The sequence below is a fragment of the Streptomyces sp. NPDC001903 genome (genome assembly GCF_042891345.1).
GTDB lineage: Bacteria > Actinomycetota > Actinomycetes > Streptomycetales > Streptomycetaceae > Streptomyces.
Genome location: NZ_JBIASZ010000006.1, coordinates 200,455 through 216,605 on the forward strand (window position 1 = coordinate 200,455; position 16,151 = coordinate 216,605).

Here is a 16,151-nt window from a genome sequence, read left to right on the forward strand (position 1 = left end):
GGACCAGGCCCTAGACTCCCGTCCGTACCAGATCATCGACAGTGGCCAAGGAGCGAGGAACGGACGTGCCCGACCCAACGGTATCGACCGTAACCGTGCTCGCGGCGGACTATTTCCGGAGTTATTCGGTCGTCGGCCTGCTGGCCGTCCTCGGTGTGCTCTTCGTGGCCGTCGCGTTCGGCGCGGGCCGCCTGCTGAGACCGGTCGTCCCGACCCCCGAGAAGCTGCTGACGTACGAGTGCGGCGTGGACCCCGTCGGCGAGGGCTGGGCGCACACCCAGGTCCGCTACTACGTCTACGCGTTCCTCTACGTCATCTTCGCCGTCGACTCGATCTTCCTCTTCCCGTGGGCGACGGTGTTCGCCGCCGCCGGTTACGGCGCCACCACGCTCGTGGAGATGTTCATCTTCCTGGGCTTCCTGGCCGTCGGCCTGCTCTACGCGTACAAGAAGGGCGTCCTCGAATGGACGTGACACCGGCCGGTACACCGGCCGAGCCCCAGCTGCTCCCGGAGCCCAAGCGCCTGGGAGTCCTCTCCCGCCTTGCGCCCGAGCCCATGAAGGTGGTCCTGAACTGGGGCCGCCGCTACAGCCTGTGGGTCTTCAACTTCGGTCTCGCCTGCTGCGCGATCGAGTTCATCGCCGCGTCGATGGCCCGGCACGACTTCATCCGCCTCGGCGTCATCCCGTTCGCGCCCGGCCCGCGCCAGGCGGACCTGATGATCGTCTCGGGCACGGTGACGGACAAGATGGCGCCGGCCGTGAAGCGGCTGTACGAGCAGATGCCGGAGCCGAAGTACGTCATCTCCTTCGGCGCCTGCTCCAACTGCGGCGGGCCGTACTGGGACTCGTACTCGGTGACCAAGGGCGTCGACCAGATCATCCCGGTCGACGTCTACGTCCCCGGCTGCCCGCCGCGCCCCGAGGCGCTGCTCCAGGGCATCCTCAAGCTCCAGGAGAAGATCGCCAGGGAGTCGCTGGCGGACCGCTACGCGACGGCCGCCTCGACCGCCCAGCTGACGAGCGGCCTGATCACGCCCCCGCCGGCCCCCGGAGCGGGCGCATGAACCTCTACGACTCCCTTCCCGACGCGGTGGCGACGATCTTCGGCGCGGAGGCGCTCGCCGACCACTCCTACGACGTCCTGACGGTGGACGTCCCGGCCGGAAGCTGGATCCCGTCGCTGGAGATCGCCCGCGACAAGCTGGGCTGCACGTACTTCGACTGGCTGAGCGCGGTGGACGAGCCGGGCACGGGCTTCCGCGTGTGCGCGCACGTCGTCTCCCTCGAGAACCACCGCGTCCGCCGCCTGCTCCTGCGTACGACGGTCCCGCACTCGGCGCCCTCCCTCCCCTCCGCGGTCGCGATCTACGCGGGCGCGGAGTGGCACGAACGCGAGACGCACGAGATGTTCGGCGTGGTCTTCACGGACCACCCGCACCTGGTTCCCCTGCTCCTCCCGGAGAACTTCGAGGGCCACCCCCTGCGGAAGGACTTCGTCCTGGCCGCGCGCGTCGCGAAGGCCTGGCCGGGCGCCAAGGAGCCGGGCGAGGCGCACGACCCCGACGCCCCGAAGCGCCGCCAGATGCTCCCGCCGGGCGTCCCGGACCCCAACGACTGGGGCCCGATGAAGGGCCAGCTCCCCCCGGCCCCCACCCGCCCGGCCCGCACGGCGCGCACCCCCCGCGCAGCCGCAGCCGCCGCCGGCGCCCCGGAGGCCGAGGCCGCCCCGCGCCCGCCCCGGCGTACCCGCTCGGTGACGGACGGCTCGGCCAGCCAGACGGCGCAGCCGGAGGCCGAGGCCGCCCCGCGCCCGCCCCGGCGTACCCGCTCGGTGACGGACGGCTCGGTCAGCCAGGCCGCGACCCCGCCGGAGACCGGGACCCCGGCCGAGACCGGGACCCCGGCCGAGACCGGGACTCCGGCGCAGCCGGAAGCCGAGGCTCCGCCGCGCGCGGAGGGCCAGGCGATCCGCGGCCGCACGGTGGCGCCGGGCAGGCGCCCGGCCCCGCGCAGCGCGGACGCGCCCTGGCACAAGCCGCAGCCCGCCTTCGCGGAAACGGAACCGGGAGCGGAACCGGGACCGGAGCCCGCGCCGGCCCCCGCGGCCGACCCGGGCCCGAAGGGCGAGCCGAAGACCACGCCCGATGTCGGCCCGCGGCCCGGCGCCGAGCCGAAGCCCGCACCGGCCCCCGGCCCGGAGTCCGCGCCCACCGGCGCACCCGAGTCCGAATCCGAGTCCGAGTCCGAATCCGACCCCAACGGAGGCGACGCGTGAACGACGTCCTCGACGTCGCGCTGCGACTCATCGTCGTCTTCGCCGTGTTCCTCGTGCTCCCGCTCGTCGTCGGGCAGACCGAGCACAAGGTCATGGCCCACATGCAGGGCCGCCTCGGCCCCATGTACGCCGGCGGCTTCCACGGCTGGGCCCAGCTCGTCGCCGACGGCGTGAAGTTCGCGCAGAAGGAAGACATCGTCCCGGCGGGCGCCGACCGCCGCATCTTCCAGCTCGCCCCGGCCGTCGCCCTGCTCCCGTACCTCCTCGTCCTCGTCGCCATCCCCATCGGCCCCGGCGAAGGCGCCGTCGGCCAGGTCATCGACGCCGGACTGTTCTTCGTCCTCGCCGTCATGGGCGTCGGCGTCCTCGGCAGCCTCATGGCCGGCTGGGCCTCCGCCAACAAGTTCTCCCTGCTCGGAGGCCTGCGCACCGCCGCCCAGCTCCTCGCGTACGAGCTCCCCATGCTGCTCGCCGCCGCCTCCGTCGCGATGGCCGCCGGGACCGTGTCCCTGCCCGGCATCGTCGACGCCTTCCAGTGGTGGTGGCTCCCCTGGCAGATCACCGGCGCGCTCGTCTTCTTCACCGCCGGCCTCGCCGAACTCCAGCGGCCCCCCTTCGACATGCCCGTCGCCGACTCCGAGATCATCTTCGGCGCGTACACCGAGTACACCGGCCTGCGCTTCGCGCTGTTCCTGCTCGCCGAGTACGCCGGCATCGTCGTCCTCTGCGCCCTCACCACCGTCCTCTTCCTCGGCGGCTGGCACGGCCCGATCGCCGACGGCTGGGTCTGGACCCTCCTCAAGACGGCGGTCCTCGCCTTCGTCGTGATCTGGCTCCGCGTCAGCTACCCGCGCCTGCGCGAGGACCAGCTCCAGAAGCTCGCCTGGACCACACTCATCCCGCTCGCGCTCGCCCAGATCGCGCTCACCGGCATCGTGAAGGTGGCGATCAGCTGATGCCCATCCCCGGATCCGGCCTCGCCAAGGGCCTCGCCGTCACCCTGCGCACGATGACGAAGCGCGCGCACACCGCCCAGTACCCCGAGGTGCAGCCCGAACTCCCGCCCCGCACCCGCGGGGTCATCGGCCTGTTCGAGGAGAACTGCACGGTCTGCATGCTGTGCGCCCGCGAGTGCCCCGACTGGTGCATCTACATCGACTCCCACAAGGAGACGGTCCCGGCCGCCACCCCCGGCGGCCGCGAGCGCAGCCGCAACGTCCTCGACCGCTTCGCCATCGACTTCTCCCTCTGCATGTACTGCGGCATCTGCATCGAGGTGTGTCCCTTCGACGCCCTCTTCTGGTCGCCGGAGTTCGAGTACGCGGAGACGGACATCCTCGAACTGACCCATGAGCGCGACAAGCTGCGCGAGTGGATGTGGACCGTCCCGGCACCGCCCGCCCTGGACCCCGCCGCGGAGGAGCCCAAGGAGATCGCCGCAGCCCGCAAGGCGGCGGAGAAGGCCGAAGCCGCGGCCGCCGCGGCGGCGGCCGCGGCAGCCGAGGCCGCCGCGCCCACGACGCCCGAGACCGACACCCCCAACACCCCGGAGGGAGACGCGTGACCGACCTGACCCCCGCGGCCACCACGCTGGCCGCCGCGGCGACGGGCCACGGGTTCCTCTCCCCGACCGGCGTCGAGATCGCCTTCGTCCTCGTCGGCCTCGCCACCCTCGGCGCGGCCGCGATCACCGTCACCACCAAGCAGCTCGTGCACGCCGCCCTCTGGCTGGTCGTCGCCCTCGGCGGCATCGCCGTCGAGTACCTGCTGCTGACCGCCGAGTTCATCGCCTGGGTCCAGGTCCTGATCTACCTCGGTTCCGTGGTCGTCCTCCTGCTCTTCGGACTGATGCTCACCAAGGCCCCCATCGGCCGTTCCCCGGACGCCGACTCCGGCAACCGATGGGTGGCCCTCGGCGTCGCCCTCGTCGCGGCCGCATCCCTCGTCTGGGTCGTCGTCGACGCCTTCCGCACCACCTGGATCGACCTCGACGGACCCGCCCAGGGCTCCACCAAGGTCTCCGGCGAGATCCTCTTCCAGCACTGGGTGCTGCCCTTCGAAGCGCTCTCCGTCCTCCTCCTCGCGGCCCTGATCGGCGCCATCGTTCTCTCCCGCAGGGACACCGCTGCCGGCGGATCCGCCGACGAAACGAACACGAAGGGGCAGCAGCGCTGATGCACCTCGCCTACCCCGCCGTGCTCGCGGCGCTCCTCTTCTGCACGGGCCTGTACGGAGTGCTCGCCCGCCGCAACGCCATCCTGGTCCTGATGTCCGTCGAGCTGATGCTCAACGCCGTCAACCTCAACCTCGTGGCCTTCGACGTCTGGCTCCGCGACGCCCTGCACGCCGGCCAGGCCCTCACCCTCTTCACCATCGCCATCGCCGCCGCCGAGATCGGCATCGGACTGGCGATCGTGCTGATGGTGTACCGCAACCGCGGCACCTCGGACGTCGACCGGCTGCGCGACACCGCCGAGGGCCACGAGCCCGCCCCGAACGACAAGAGCGAGGTCACCGCGTGAGCACCACGACCCTCGCGGTCCTCGTCCCGCTCCTGCCCTTCCTCGGGGCGGTCGCGGGACTGCTGCTCGGCCGCCGCGCCCCCGGCTTCGTCCGGCCCCTCGCCGTGCTGCCGGCGCTGGCCTCGGCCGTACTGGCCGTGCTCGTCGCCGTCCGCCAGGGCGGCGGCACGCCGCTCGTCGCCTCGACCGAGCTGACCCCGACCGGCTCGGTGCCGATCGACCTCTCGCTCTACCTGGACGGTTTCGCCGCCCTGGTCGCCGTGCTGGTCGGCGTCATCGCCACCTGCGTGCAGCTCTACTCCACGGCGTACCTCCGCGAGGACCCGCGCTACCCCTCGTACGCCGCTCTGGTCTCGCTGTTCACCTCCGCCATGCTGCTCGTCGTCTACTCCGGCGACCTGATGGTGCTGTTGGTCGGCTGGGAGGTCATGGGCATCTGCTCGTACTTCCTCGTCGGCCACTACTGGGAGACCGAGGCGGCCCGCTCCGCCTCCCTGAAGGCCTTCCTCGTCACCAAGCTGGGCGACGTCCCCTTCCTGATCGGCCTGTTCGCGCTCGCCACCGACGCCGGCTCCTTCGAGATCCCCAAGATCCTGGGCACCGTCGCCGCGGGCGGACTCGACCACCCCACGCTGATCGCGCTCCTGCTGCTCGCCGGAGTCGCGGGCAAGTCCGCGCAGTTCCCGCTGCACACCTGGCTCCCCGACGCCATGGCGGGCCCCACCCCGGTCTCCGCGCTGATCCACGCCGCGACGATGGTCGCCGCCGGCGTCTACTTCGTCGCCCGCCTCCTCCCGGTCTTCGCCGCCTCGCAGGCCGCTCTGGTGGTCATGGCCGTCATGGCGGCCGTCACGATGGTCGGCTCCGGCCTCGCCGCCCTGGCCCAGGACGACATCAAGCGCGTGCTCGCCTACTCCACGATCGGCCAGCTCGGCTACATGACCGGGGCCCTGGCCGTCGGCGACCGCGGCGCCGCCGTCTTCCACCTGCTGTCCCACGGCGCCTTCAAGGCGCTGCTGTTCCTCGGCGCGGGCGTGATCATCCACGCCGCCGGCACGAACTCCCTGGCCGCCATGTCACGGATGGACGGGCTGGCCAAGCGCATCCCCGACGCCTTCTGGACCATGACGATCGCGCTGCTCGCGCTCGCCGCGATCCCGCCCTTCGCCGGCTTCTTCTCCAAGGAGGCCGTCCTCGTCGCCGCCGAGCACGCCGCCGGCGGGCACTCGGAATTCGCCCCCAGCGCCGCCGGCTGGGTCGTGCTCGTCTCCGGTGTGCTGACGGCCCTGCTCACCGCCGCCTACGCCACCCGGCTGTGGCTGATGGCCTTCCGGGGCCGGGGCGCCGCCGCCCCCGACCACGGCAGGGAGCCCATCGCCATGACCGGCGTGCTGTGGCTGCTCGCGATCCCGTCCATCGGACTCGGCCTCACCGCCGGACCGATCGCCGACTGGTTCGACGGCAACGAGCTCACCCCGACGCTGACCACATCCGTCCTCGGCACCGGAGCCGCCGCCGTCGGCGCGATCCTGACCTACGCCCTGTGGCAGCGGGCCACCGCGAAGACCGCCGCGGCCCCCGCCGCGGCCGGACCCGCCCCCGGCGCCCTCGCCGCCGGCACCGGCGCCGAGCAGCCCGCCGCCGTGGCCGCCGGAGTCTCCGCGGCCACCGCGGCCGCCGAATCCGCGGCCGAGGCCCCCGAGGTCGCGGAGGTCAGCCACGAGCACCCCGCCGTCCCGGCGGGTCCCGCCGCCGACCCCGGCCGCGCACTGCTCGGCCCCCTGCACCGCCACGCGGCCGACGGCTTCCACCTCGACGCCGTCTACGACCGGCTGTTCGTCCGCCCCGTCCGCGCCGCCGCGAGCCTCGTCCGCTTCCTCGACCGCGAGGTCGTGGACACGTACGTCAGCGGTGCGGGCGCCGGACCCCGGCTGCTCGGCAGCCTCGTACGCCGGGCCCAGACCGGCAACGTGCAGAGCTACCTGAGCGCCCTGCTCGCCGGCGCCGTGGTCCTGGCGATCGCCACCGCCGTCCTCGCCAACGTCAACGCCGGATCGTGAGCCGTGAGTCAGCCGTGATTGATATCAGCCCGTCCGTGATGCAGTTCCTTCTGGCGTTCGTCGTGGCCGCACCGCTCCTCGGCTCCGTCGCGGCCCTCCTGCCCGCCCCGCCCGGACTCAAGGGCAAGAGCCCCGAACAGGCCGTGCTGCGCCACGGCGTGACCGTGACCGGCGTGATCCTCGCCGCGGCCATCGCCCTCGCCCTGGGCTTCGACCACGACGCCCCGGCCCGCTTCCAGGCGACCACGGACATCAGCTGGATCCAGGCGCTGAACGTCCGGATCCACCTCGGCATCGACGGCATCTCGCTCCCCCTCCTCCTGATGACCGCGCTGCTGTTCTTCCTCTGCGCGCTCTACAGCTACTTCAAGCTCCCCGAAGGCCCCTCCCCGAAGGCCTTCGTCGCCCTGCTCCTCGTCCTGGAATCCGGCACCCTCGCGACCTTCGCCGTCCTCGACCTGCTGCTGTTCTTCCTCGCCTTCGAGATGGTCCTCATCCCGATGTACTTCCTCATCGCCCGCTGGGGCGGTGCTCAGCGGCAGGCCGCCGCCTGGAAGTTCATCCTCTACACCCTCCTCGGCTCCGTGGTCATGCTCCTCGGACTGCTGCTCATCGGAGTGAACAGCGGCACCTTCGACATGGTGGCACTCGCCTCCGACAACGGCCGCGAACTGACCCACACCACCCAGCTCCTGGCCGTGCTCGCCATCGGCATCGGCCTCGCCGTGAAGACCCCGATGTGGCCGCTGCACAGCTGGCTGCCCGACGCCCACACGGCCGCCCCCACCGTCGGGTCCGTGCTGCTGGCCGGTGTCCTGCTCAAGATGGGCACGTACGGCTTCGTCCGCATCCTGCTCCCCGTCACCCCCGACGGCATGGCCACCTTCGCCCCCTACCTGGGCGCCTTCGCCGCCGTGGGCATCGTCTACGGGTCCCTCGCCTGCCTCTCGCTCGCCCGCAAGGGCAACAAGGGCGACCTCAAGCGCCTCATCGCGTACTCCTCCGTCGGCCACATGGGCTTCGTCCTCCTCGGCATCGCCTCCATGACCCCCACCGGCGTCAACGGCGCGCTGTTCGCGAACATCGCCCACGGCCTGATCACCGGCCTCCTCTTCTTCCTGGTGGGCGCCCTCAAGGACCGCTACGGCACCGCCGACCTCGACACCCTCGCCGGAGCCACCGGAGCCGCCCTCTACGGCCGCGCCCCCCGCCTCGGCGCCTTCCTCGCCTTCGCCGCCGTCGCCTCGCTCGGCCTGCCCGGCCTCGCCGGCTTCTGGGGCGAGATGCTGGCCCTGTTCGGCGCGTTCGACCCGGCGCGGGGCCTGTCCAGGCCCGCCTTCCTCACCTACATGGCCTTCGGCGCGTTCGGCACCCTGCTCACCGCCGCCTACCTGCTGATCGTCGTACGGCGCGTCTGCATGGGCGACCCCAAGGCCCGGCCCGAGCCCGGATCCGTGTCCGCTTCCGGATCCGCGTCCGGGGCGGCTTCCGGGCACCTGCCCGGGCTCGAGCTCGCCGACATCCAGCGCTACGAGTTCGCCGCCTGGACCCCGCTCGTGGCCCTCACCGTCCTCGCCGGCCTGTGGCCCGCCGTCCTCCTCGGCCTCACCGACCCGGCCGTCCAGAAGCTCCTCGCAGGAGGCAACGCATGACGGCCCTGACGGCCTCCGTTCTGTCCGCCCCCTCGGCGGCCCCGGCCGCCGAGGCCGCGAGCCTCGTCCAGAGCGTCGACTGGCTCGCGATCACCCCCGTGGTGCTCCCCGCCGCCGTCGCCCTGGTCGTCCTGGTCGCCGACCTCTTCGTACCGGAGCGGAGCAAGCACCTGCTCGGCTGGCTCTCCGTCGCCGGCCTCGCCGCGGCGACCGCCACCCTGCTGCCGCTGCGCGCCGGCGACCGCGCCACCTTCTGCCTCACCACGGACCCCGGCGCCTGCAGCTACACCGCCGACCACTTCGCGCTCGTCATCCAGTTCCTGGTCCTGGCCGGCGCGCTGGTCACCGCCCTGCTGTCGGTCACCGCCGTCCGCGAAGCGCGCATGCCGGCCGGCGAGTACTGGTTCCTGCTGCTGTCCTCCGCCGCCGGCGCCGCCCTGCTGCCCGCCTCGCGCGACCTCGCCACCCTGATCGTCGCCCTCGAAGTCGCCTCCCTGCCCGCCTTCGCCCTCGTCGGCATGCGCCGCGGGGACCGCCTCTCCTCCGAGGCCGCCCTGAAGTTCTTCCTGTCCTCCGTCACCGCCACCGCCGTGTCGCTGATGGGCATCAGCTTCGTCTACGCCGCCACCGGCTCCCTGCACCTCACGCAGGTCGCCGACCGGCTCGAAGACGTCCCCGGGCAGCTCGACACCCTCGCCATGGCCGGCGTCGCGCTCACCCTCGTCGGCTTCGCCTTCAAGACCGCCGCGGTCCCCTTCCACTTCTGGGTCCCGGACACCTACGTCGGCGCGCCGCTGCCCATCGCGGGCTACCTCTCCGTGATCGGCAAGGCCGTGGGCTTCACCGGCCTCATCCTCGTCACGGTGATCGCCTTCCCCGCGTACTCCGACATCTGGGGCCCGGCCCTCGCCGTCATCGCCGCGCTCACCATGACGCTCGGCAACGCCGCCGCCCTGCGCCAGCGCGCGGACCGGCCGAACAGCGCCGTCCGGCTGCTCGCCTGGTCCTCGGTCGGCCAGGCCGGCTACCTGCTCGTCCCGATCGCCGCCGCCGCGTACTCCGGCCGCGACCAGATCGGCTCCACCGTCGCCTACGCCCTGATGTACGCCGCCGTGAACCTCGGCGCCTTCTCCGTGGCCGCCCTGGTCGCCCGTACGAAGCCGCGGAACCGGATCAGCGACTACCGCGGCCTCTACGCGGAGCGCCCCGCCGCCGCCCTCGCGCTGGCCTTCTTCCTGCTCTGCCTGGCCGGCCTGCCGCCGGGCCTCATCGGCCTCTTCGCCAAGGTCACCGTCTTCCGCTCCGCGGTCGACGCGGGCCTCGGCTGGCTGGCCGTGGTCATGGCGGTCAACGTCGTCATCGCCCTGTACTACTACCTGCGCTGGACGGCGCTGCTCTTCCGCGCCCCGGAGTTCCCCGCCGAGGGCGCCCGTACGAAGGCCCCGTGGCCGGTCACCGTCGCGATCGCGGTCACCGCCGTCATCGCGCTGGTGCTCTCGGGCGCCCCGCAACTGGTCCTGCGCTTCGCGTCGGGCAGCCTGTTCCCGCAGTAGTCCGCGGCGGACCCGTACGCCGTGACCACCCGTACGCCGTGACCCGTACGCCGTGACCCGTACGGCCCAACGCCCGCCGGACCCCCGCCGCCCCGGCCTCCCGGGCGGCGGGGCCGCCGCGCCCCGGGAACCAGACGCCCTCACCTCGCGTTGAGCGGAGAGGGAGGGTCCACTGGACCGTAGACCCTCAGATCCAGGACGGGGCTCCCCTGCCGCACCATTTGGAGGGCGTACCGTGCACCGCCGGCACAACGGGCTGAAGACCGCCGTACTCCTCGGCGGGCTGTCCGCACTCATCATCCTCATCGGAAGCTTCTTCGGGCGGGGCGGTCTGATCATCGCCGTCCTCGTCGCGCTGGGGACGAACGCGTACGCGTACTGGAACAGCGACAAACTGGCTCTACGCGCGATGCGCGCCCGCCCCGTCAGCGAGTTCGAGGCCCCGCAGCTCTACCGCATGGTGCGCGAGCTCTCCACGTCCGCGCGCCAGCCGATGCCCCGGCTCTACATCTCGCCGACCGAGGCGCCGAACGCGTTCGCCACCGGCCGCAATCCGCGCAACGCCGCGGTCTGCTGCACCGAGGGCATCCTGCGCATCCTCGACGAGCGCGAGCTGCGCGGGGTGATCGGCCACGAGCTGAGCCACGTCTACAACCGCGACATCCTGATCTCCTCCGTCGCCGGAGCCCTCGCCTCCGTCATCATGTTCCTGGTGAATTTCGCCTGGCTGATCCCGGTCGGCCGGTCCAACGACGACGAGGGGCCCGGCATCCTCGGCATGCTGCTGATCATGATCCTCGGCCCGCTGGCCGCCTCCGTGATCCAGCTGGCCATCAGCCGCTCGCGCGAGTACGAGGCGGACGCGTCCGGCGCCCAGCTCACCGGCGACCCACTCGCCCTGGCCAGCGCCCTGCGCAAGCTGGACGCCGGCGTCAAGCAGCTCCCGCTGCCCCCCGAGCCCAGGCTGGAGACCGCGAGCCACATGATGATCGCCAACCCGTTCCGCCCGGGCCAGGGCCTTTCTAAGATGTTCTCGACGCACCCTCCGATGGCCGAGCGCATCGCCCGGCTCGAACAGATGGCAGGACGTAGCCGATGAAGACCATCCTCAACATCATTTGGCTTGTCCTCAGCGGCATCTGGCTGTTCCTGGGCTACTGCCTCGCGGGCGTGATCCTCTGCATCACGATCATCGGCATCCCGTTCGGCATCGCGGCCTTCCGCATCGCCCTCTACGCGCTCTGGCCCTTCGGCTACACCACGGTCGAGCGCCACGACGCGGGCGCCGGGTCCTGCATCGGCAACGTGCTGTGGCTGGTCCTGGCGGGCTGGTGGCTCGCCCTCGGCCACATCGTCACCGGCATCGCCCTGTGCGTGACGATCATCGGCATCCCGTTCGGCATCGCCAACTTCAAGATGGTCCCGCTGTCCCTGCTCCCGCTGGGCCGTGAGATCGTCCCGACCGACGCGCCGTTCGCGTCCCGGTAGGCGGCGGGGCGGCGCAGGCACCCGGGCAGAACGCACGGGCGAGAACTCACGGGCAGGAAGAACCAGTGTCGGCTGCGAGCACGGCCACGACCCTCTCGGTCATCGTGCCGATGTACAACGAGGAAGAGGCCCTCCCCGCCCTGGTGAGCCGCCTGCGCCCGGTCCTCGACGAAACCGGAGTCCCTTACGAGGTCCTCGCCGTCGACGACGGGAGCACCGACCGGACCGGCGAACTCCTCGAGAAGTTCCGTACGGACTGGCCCGAACTCCGCATCGTGCGGCTGCGCGGCAACTCCGGCCACCAGGCCGCCCTGCGCGCCGGGCTGCACAGCTCGGTCGGGGCGTACGTGGCCAGCATCGACGCCGACCTCCAGGATCCGCCGGAGAAAATACCGGAGATGCTGGACCTGGCCCGGTCCGAGAACCTCGACATCGTCTACGGCGTCCGCTCCGACCGCAGCACCGACACCGGCTTCAAGCGCCGCACCGCCGCCGCCTACTACTGGCTGATGCGCCGCATGGTCGGCAAGCAGGTGCCCGCACAGGCCGGGGACTTCCGCCTGCTCAGCCGCGAGGCGGTCGAGGCCCTCAAGTCCCTGCCGGACCAGCACCAGGTCTACCGGCTGCTGGTGCCGTGGCTCGGTTTCCCGAGCGGGCAGGTGACCTACCGGCGGGGCGAGCGGGTGGCGGGCGAGACCAAGTACCCGCTGAGCAAGATGATCCGCCTCGCCGTGGACGGCATCACCAACTTCTCGGCCGCGCCGCTGCGGCTGGCGACCTGGCTCGGTGTCATCAGCTTCGTCACCTGCTTCGTGATGATCGCCTGGACCCTGGTGGTCTTCCTGCTCGGCAAGACCGTGCCGGGCTGGAGCTCGCTGTTCGTCGCCATGCTCTTCCTCGGCGGCGTGCAGCTGATCTGCGTGGGGCTGCTCGGCGAGTACATCGGCCGGATCTACACCGCGGTCCAGCGCCGGCCCACGTACTTCATCGGGTACGACTCGGCGCGCGACGACACCGGCAAGGATCCGGGACGGAACGGGAACTGACACCGGCTCCGGGGGATCGCCGCAGGTCAGGGCGATTGTCAGTGGGGTGGGTCACGATGGGTGCATGAACGAGACCGAGCAGTTGCTGGAGCAAGTCGCCCGTCATGTAGGCGGCTTCGGGCCCGAGGGCGGCACCCTGGCGCCCGGGCGCCTGCCGGCCCCCGCGGCCGACGGGGCGGTGCGTCGGGCCGAGGGCATACTCGGCTTCGCCCTGCCCCCGCTCCTGTCCGGTCTCTACACCCGGATCGCGGACGGCGGGTTCGGCCCGGAGTACGGCCTGCTCCCGCTGGAGGCCGCCGTCCGGCAGTACACGGCGATGCGCGCCGGCGACTGGGGCTGGCCCGAGGGCGTCCTGCCGATAACCGACTACGGCTGCGCCATGCTGGGGTGCGTGGACTGCCGCTCCGAGACCGCCCAAGTCCTGCTGTTCGAGCCGAATCCGGGCGATCCCGACCTCGCCTGGTACGCCGACTCGCCCGCCCTCGCCGACTGGCTGCGCGGCTGGCTCGACGGCACCGCCTGGTTCTGCGACGACTCGGAGGACGCGGGGCTGGAGATGAGCCCCTGGGCGGAGTTCAGATCCCGGGTCTGAGCCGGCCGCGCACCAGGTAGGCGGCGACGCCCACGGCCAGTACGCCCGCCCCCGCGACCACCGCCGCGGCCGGCAGCGCGCAGGCCAGCACCACACAGCCGGACAGCCCGACCGCTGCCACGGCCCGGCCCTTGACACCTGAATCGAGCGTCCAGGCAGAAGCGTTCGCGATCGCGTAGTAGGCCAGCACCCCGAAGGACGAGAAACCGATCGCGCCCCGCAGATCGGTGGTCGCCGCGAACACCGCGACCACCGCACCCACGGCGAGTTCCGCATGGTGCGGCACCCGGTGGCGGGGATGTACGGCGGCCAGCGCGCGGGGGAGATGGCCGTCCCGGGCCATCGCCAGGGTGGTCCGCGACACCCCGAGCACCAGGGCCAGCAGCGAGCCCAGCGCCGCCAGGGCCGCCCCGACCCGGACCACGGGGGTCAGTCCGGGCATCCCGGCCGCCCGCACCGCGTCGGCCAGCGGGGCCGGGGAAGCCGCCAGGGCCCCGGCGCCCAGTACCGACAGCGCCGCCACCGCCACCGCGGCGTACACGAGCAGGGCGATCCCCAGGGCGAGGGGCACCGCCCGCGGGATCGTGCGCCCCGGATCACGCACCTCCTCGCCCAGGGTGGTGATCCGGGCGTACCCCGCGAATGCGAAGAACAGCAGCCCGGCCGCCTGCAGCAGCCCGCCGAGGCCGCCCCCGGCCGACCCGCCGAGCCGTCCCGCGTCCGCCGCGCCGGACGTCAGGCACACCACCACGACCGCAGCCAGCACGGCCAGCACCGCCGCCACGATCACCCGGGCGATCCGCGCGGACTTCTGCACGCCGCCGTAGCTCGCGGCCGTGAGGGCCACCACCGCTGCGACGGCCACGGCATGCTGGCGCCCGGGCCACACGTACGCCCCCACAGTGAGCGCCATCGCCGCGCACGAGGCGGTCTTGCCGATGACGAAACCCCAGCCGGCCAGGTAACCCCAGAACGGGCCGAGCCGCTCCCGCCCGTACACGTAGGTCCCGCCGGAGGCCGGATGGCGGGCGGCCAGCCGCGCCGAGGAGTGCGCGTTGCAGTAGGCGACCAGGCCCGCCACCGCCAGCGCCGCGAGCAGCGCACCGCCCGCGGGCCCCGCCGCGCCCGCCGCCGGGGCGAGCGCGGCGAAGATGCCCGCACCGACCATCGCCCCGAGCCCGACGACGACGGCGTCGAAGACCCCCAGCGTGCGCTTCAACTCGTTGTCCACGGGGCGGAGGGTAACCCCCCTAGATGACGCCTTCCCGGCCGGTCAGTGGCGTCCGGTTCCGCTCCCAGCCGTGCAGGGCCGTCAGGCAGGCGTGGTCGAGGTGGCGCAGCCCGCTCAGGTCGAGGCGTACGGGGTGCCCGGCCGGCAGCGCGTCCAGCTCGTCGAGCAGCTTCGGCAGCCGCAGGAAGCTGGCGCTCCCCAGGACCTGGACGTGGAGCTCCCCGCCCTCCCACACCTCCTCGATGTGCACGTGGGAGGTCTCCCAGGCCGCCTTCACGACGGCGAGACCCAGTCCGATCAGCACGCCCTCGAAGAGGTTGGTGGCCACGACCGCGCCGGCCGTCGCCACCAGCACCACCGCCTCACCCCGGTGCGTACGCCACAGGCCGGCGACGGCTCGGGCCGGCAGCAGCTTCCACCCGGCGTGCAGCAGCACCCCGGCCAGCGCGGCCAGCGGCACGATCCGGAGCAGCTGGGGGAGCGCCACGGCGAACAGCAGCAGCCAGCCGCCGTGCATGACCCGGGAGGCCCGGGTGCGGGCCCCGGCTTCCACGTTGGCGGCGCTGCGCACGATCACGGCGGTCATCGGCAGCGCTCCGAGCAGTCCGCAGACGGTGTTGCCCACCCCCTGCGCCACGAGCTCCCGGTCGTAGTGGGTCCGCGGCCCGTCGTGCATGCGGTCGACGGCGGCCGCGCTGAACAGGGTCTCGGCGGAGGCGATCAGCGCCAGCGCGATCACGGTGCCGAGCGCCCCGGCGGAGGCCAGCATCCCGAAGTCCGCCCAGCCGGGCGGGGCGACGGCCCCCAGGACGCCGGTCACGGTCACCTTCTCGACGGGCAGCCGCAGCATCACCGACACGGCGGTGGCGGCCGCCACCCCGACCAGGGCGCCCGGTACGAGCCGCAGCCGGGCCGGCATCCGGCGCCAGGCCACGAGGACGGCGATGGTCCCGGCCCCGAGCGCCACGGCGGCCCAGTCGGCCTCCGCGGCGAGAGCCGGCACCGCGGCGAGCTTCTCCAGGGTCGCGCCGGGAGCCGGGACGCCGCCCAGGGCGTACAGCTGCCCCGCGATCAGCACGAGTCCGATCCCGGCGAGCATCCCGTGCACGACGGCCACGGAGATCGCCCGGAACCACCGTCCGAGCCGCAGGGCCCCCATGCACAGCTGGAGCACCCCGGCGGCCAGCACCAGGACCCCCAGCGCGCGGGCCCCGTGCGTCTGCACCGCCTCGTAGACGAGCACGGTGAGCCCGGCCGCCGGCCCGCTCACCTGGAGCGAGCTGCCCGGGAACCAGCCGGTGACCAGCCCGCCCACCACCCCGGTCACGATCCCCAGCTCCGCGGGCACGCCGGAGGCGACGGCCACCCCCACGCAGAGCGGCAGAGCGACGAGCGCGACGACGACGGACGCCCCGAAGTCTTCGCGAAACGTTCCGACTCCAGGCATCCGTGACCCTCCCCTGTCCAGCGGCGATGAATACGGCCAGGTTGGCGGGTGCGCGCACGGTTGCCCAAGTGCTCATTGGGGGCCAGTGAGGCGCACGCGCCGCGTACGCCCGGCACATGATCCGCACGCCCCCGAGGACGGCCGCGGCCCCGGAAACGGCCGCGGGCCCGCGGGGCGGGGGGGGGCGGCGGGGGGCCCGGCGGGGGGGGGGGGGGCGGCCGCCCGCAGCGGGGGGTTAAGGTAGGGGTGGCGAAGTCGGGGGGCTTGGGCGGGGTGGGGGGCG

The 16,151-nt window shown here is 72.9% G+C and carries 16 protein-coding genes; 14 read left to right on the forward strand and 2 right to left on the reverse strand.

Annotated features, from left to right (window positions below; all coding sequences use genetic code 11):
• The first annotated feature begins 65 nt into the window (after positions 1–65).
• The 14 genes from ACFYZS_RS16260 (at position 66) to ACFYZS_RS16325 (ending at position 13,190) form a co-directional block, all read left to right on the forward strand.
• Positions 66–473, forward strand: a complete 408-nt coding sequence (locus ACFYZS_RS16260; protein ID WP_030163040.1) for an NADH-quinone oxidoreductase subunit A — start codon at positions 66–68, stop codon at positions 471–473.
• Positions 464–1,066 (forward strand): NADH-quinone oxidoreductase subunit B, encoded by a 603-nt coding sequence (locus tag ACFYZS_RS16265; protein WP_389012162.1) that lies wholly within the window; start codon positions 464–466, stop codon positions 1,064–1,066. Before ACFYZS_RS16260 ends, ACFYZS_RS16265 begins: the two co-directional genes overlap by 10 nt.
• Positions 1,063–2,277: an NADH-quinone oxidoreductase subunit C gene (locus ACFYZS_RS16270; protein WP_389012165.1), complete on the forward strand. Its 1,215-nt coding sequence runs from the start codon at positions 1,063–1,065 to the stop codon at positions 2,275–2,277. The genes ACFYZS_RS16265 and ACFYZS_RS16270 overlap by 4 nt, the downstream gene beginning before the upstream one ends.
• Entirely contained in the window at positions 2,274–3,233 is a 960-nt protein-coding gene (locus ACFYZS_RS16275; RefSeq protein ID WP_389012168.1) for an NADH-quinone oxidoreductase subunit H, read from the forward strand. The genes ACFYZS_RS16270 and ACFYZS_RS16275 overlap by 4 nt, the downstream gene beginning before the upstream one ends.
• Positions 3,233–3,841, forward strand: coding sequence for a NuoI/complex I 23 kDa subunit family protein (locus tag ACFYZS_RS16280; protein ID WP_389012171.1), 609 nt, complete (start codon positions 3,233–3,235; stop codon positions 3,839–3,841). Before ACFYZS_RS16275 ends, ACFYZS_RS16280 begins: the two co-directional genes overlap by 1 nt.
• Before the next feature lie 5 nt (positions 3,842–3,846).
• Positions 3,847–4,452 carry an NADH-quinone oxidoreductase subunit J gene (locus ACFYZS_RS16285; protein ID WP_389012680.1) on the forward strand — a complete coding sequence of 202 codons (606 nt, stop codon included), beginning with the start codon at positions 3,847–3,849 and terminating at the stop codon, positions 4,450–4,452.
• The gene (nuoK, locus tag ACFYZS_RS16290; RefSeq protein ID WP_389012174.1) at positions 4,452–4,799 is read left to right on the forward strand and encodes an NADH-quinone oxidoreductase subunit NuoK; all 348 of its coding nucleotides are present in this window, start codon (positions 4,452–4,454) and stop codon (positions 4,797–4,799) included. Before ACFYZS_RS16285 ends, nuoK begins: the two co-directional genes overlap by 1 nt.
• A complete protein-coding gene (locus ACFYZS_RS16295) occupies positions 4,796–6,859 on the forward strand; it encodes an NADH-quinone oxidoreductase subunit L (RefSeq protein WP_389012177.1) in 2,064 nt (687 codons plus the stop codon). The genes nuoK and ACFYZS_RS16295 overlap by 4 nt, the downstream gene beginning before the upstream one ends.
• 38 nt (positions 6,860–6,897) lie before the next feature.
• A complete protein-coding gene (locus tag ACFYZS_RS16300; RefSeq protein ID WP_389012683.1) occupies positions 6,898–8,511 on the forward strand; it encodes a NuoM family protein in 1,614 nt (537 codons plus the stop codon).
• Positions 8,508–10,064, forward strand: a complete 1,557-nt coding sequence (locus ACFYZS_RS16305; protein WP_389012180.1) for an NADH-quinone oxidoreductase subunit N — start codon at positions 8,508–8,510, stop codon at positions 10,062–10,064. The genes ACFYZS_RS16300 and ACFYZS_RS16305 overlap by 4 nt, the downstream gene beginning before the upstream one ends.
• 235 nt (positions 10,065–10,299) lie before the next feature.
• Complete coding sequence (gene htpX / locus ACFYZS_RS16310) at positions 10,300–11,163, forward strand: zinc metalloprotease HtpX (protein WP_030870104.1); 864 nt, start codon at positions 10,300–10,302, stop codon at positions 11,161–11,163.
• Positions 11,160–11,552 carry a YccF domain-containing protein gene (locus ACFYZS_RS16315; RefSeq protein ID WP_376094484.1) on the forward strand — a complete coding sequence of 131 codons (393 nt, stop codon included), beginning with the start codon at positions 11,160–11,162 and terminating at the stop codon, positions 11,550–11,552. Before htpX ends, ACFYZS_RS16315 begins: the two co-directional genes overlap by 4 nt.
• Positions 11,553–11,617: 65 nt before the next feature.
• Complete coding sequence (locus tag ACFYZS_RS16320; RefSeq protein WP_389012185.1) at positions 11,618–12,598, forward strand: glycosyltransferase family 2 protein; 981 nt, start codon at positions 11,618–11,620, stop codon at positions 12,596–12,598.
• Between the two features lie 64 nt (positions 12,599–12,662).
• Positions 12,663–13,190, forward strand: coding sequence for an SMI1/KNR4 family protein (locus tag ACFYZS_RS16325; RefSeq protein ID WP_389012188.1), 528 nt, complete (start codon positions 12,663–12,665; stop codon positions 13,188–13,190).
• On the opposite strand, the gene ACFYZS_RS16330 is transcribed toward ACFYZS_RS16325, so the two are convergent.
• Together ACFYZS_RS16330 and ACFYZS_RS16335 are read right to left on the reverse strand one after the other, a co-directional pair.
• A complete protein-coding gene (locus ACFYZS_RS16330) occupies positions 13,174–14,421 on the reverse strand; it encodes an APC family permease (RefSeq protein WP_389012190.1) in 1,248 nt (415 codons plus the stop codon). The genes ACFYZS_RS16325 and ACFYZS_RS16330 overlap by 17 nt on opposite strands.
• Before the next feature lie 19 nt (positions 14,422–14,440).
• Positions 14,441–15,868 (reverse strand): SulP family inorganic anion transporter, encoded by a 1,428-nt coding sequence (locus ACFYZS_RS16335; protein ID WP_389012193.1) that lies wholly within the window; start codon positions 15,866–15,868, stop codon positions 14,441–14,443.
• Between the last annotated feature and the right edge of the window lie 283 nt (positions 15,869–16,151).

Bases quoted from the DNA above. Each gene is read 5' to 3' on its own strand.
- ACFYZS_RS16335 (WP_389012193.1), bottom strand. From the start codon at position 15,868: ATGCCTGGAGTCGGAACGTTTCGCGAAGACTTCGGGGCGTCCGTCGTC.
- ACFYZS_RS16305 (WP_389012180.1), top strand. From the start codon at position 8,508: ATGACGGCCCTGACGGCCTCCGTTCTGTCCGCCCCCTCGGCGGCCCCG.
- ACFYZS_RS16265 (WP_389012162.1), top strand. From the start codon at position 464: ATGGACGTGACACCGGCCGGTACACCGGCCGAGCCCCAGCTGCTCCCG.
- ACFYZS_RS16280 (WP_389012171.1), top strand. From the start codon at position 3,233: ATGCCCATCCCCGGATCCGGCCTCGCCAAGGGCCTCGCCGTCACCCTG.
- nuoK (WP_389012174.1), top strand. From the start codon at position 4,452: ATGCACCTCGCCTACCCCGCCGTGCTCGCGGCGCTCCTCTTCTGCACG.
- ACFYZS_RS16325 (WP_389012188.1), top strand. From the start codon at position 12,663: ATGAACGAGACCGAGCAGTTGCTGGAGCAAGTCGCCCGTCATGTAGGC.
- ACFYZS_RS16300 (WP_389012683.1), top strand. From the start codon at position 6,898: ATGCAGTTCCTTCTGGCGTTCGTCGTGGCCGCACCGCTCCTCGGCTCC.
- ACFYZS_RS16270 (WP_389012165.1), top strand. From the start codon at position 1,063: ATGAACCTCTACGACTCCCTTCCCGACGCGGTGGCGACGATCTTCGGC.
- ACFYZS_RS16315 (WP_376094484.1), top strand. From the start codon at position 11,160: ATGAAGACCATCCTCAACATCATTTGGCTTGTCCTCAGCGGCATCTGG.